Below are 740 nucleotides of genomic sequence, written 5' to 3'. Positions count from 1 at the left end.
CCGCACCCCTTTGCCGTCGCCCAGGCATTGGTGCCCGGCAGCTATGTCTCGTTCGAGACGGCCCTGTCCTATCATGGCTGGATTCCGGAAGCGGTCTACACGACCGCGAGCGTGAACACGGGCCGCAAGACGCTGACCCGGGACACGGAGCGGTTTGGCCATTTCAGCTTCCATCCGCTGGCGATTGCGCCCTACCAGTTTCTCGTCTCGGTCGACCGGATCGGGATGGGCAAGTCCGTCGCGCTGGTGGCCCAGCCGCTGCGTGCCCTCATGGACCTGGTCGCCTTGCGAAAAGCGAACTGGGCCGGTCTTGACTGGATCGAGCAGGGCCTTCGGATCGAGCGGTCCCGGCTGACGGCGCTGCAGCGCAGTGATTTTGATGCGCTTCGCGATGTCTACAAGCACAGGCAGGTGCGACTGTTCCTGAGCGCATTGGAGCAGGCCGTGATGGGTCTCAGACAATCGGGCAGCCTGTCCGGGAAAGGCACCGATGATTGATCTCATTCAGGAGAAGCTGCGATCCTATGGTGCGAAGAACCGCCTGGAAGAGGAGAATGCAACAAAGGAGATCATGCAGGAGATCGCCCTCTATGCGCTCTGGAAGGCGGATTTTTTCGATGTCGCCGTGTTCCAGGGCGGCACGAGCCTGCGCATCCTCCATGGCTTGCCCCGGTTTTCCGAGGATCTTGACTTCATGCTCCTGGCACCGGACCGGACATTCAACTGGACCCCTTATCTGG

The 740-nt window shown here is 61.4% G+C and carries 2 protein-coding genes; both read left to right on the top strand.

Going from position 1 to position 740, the window contains the following annotated elements; translation table 11 throughout:
* Positions 1–498: hypothetical protein (locus HY30_RS20260; protein ID WP_034744445.1), on the top strand; the 498-nt coding region annotated here is incomplete at its 5' end.
* The coding region (locus tag HY30_RS18170; protein ID WP_034744442.1) for a nucleotidyl transferase AbiEii/AbiGii toxin family protein at positions 491–740 on the top strand (250 nt) is incomplete at its 3' end. The genes HY30_RS20260 and HY30_RS18170, both read left to right, overlap by 8 nt.

The sequence above is a fragment of the Hyphomonas chukchiensis genome, from assembly GCF_000682695.1.
GTDB classification, from domain to species: domain Bacteria; phylum Pseudomonadota; class Alphaproteobacteria; order Caulobacterales; family Hyphomonadaceae; genus Hyphomonas; species Hyphomonas chukchiensis.
Note: the sequence above shows the minus strand (reverse complement) of the source record. Positions and strands in the feature narration are given on the sequence as shown.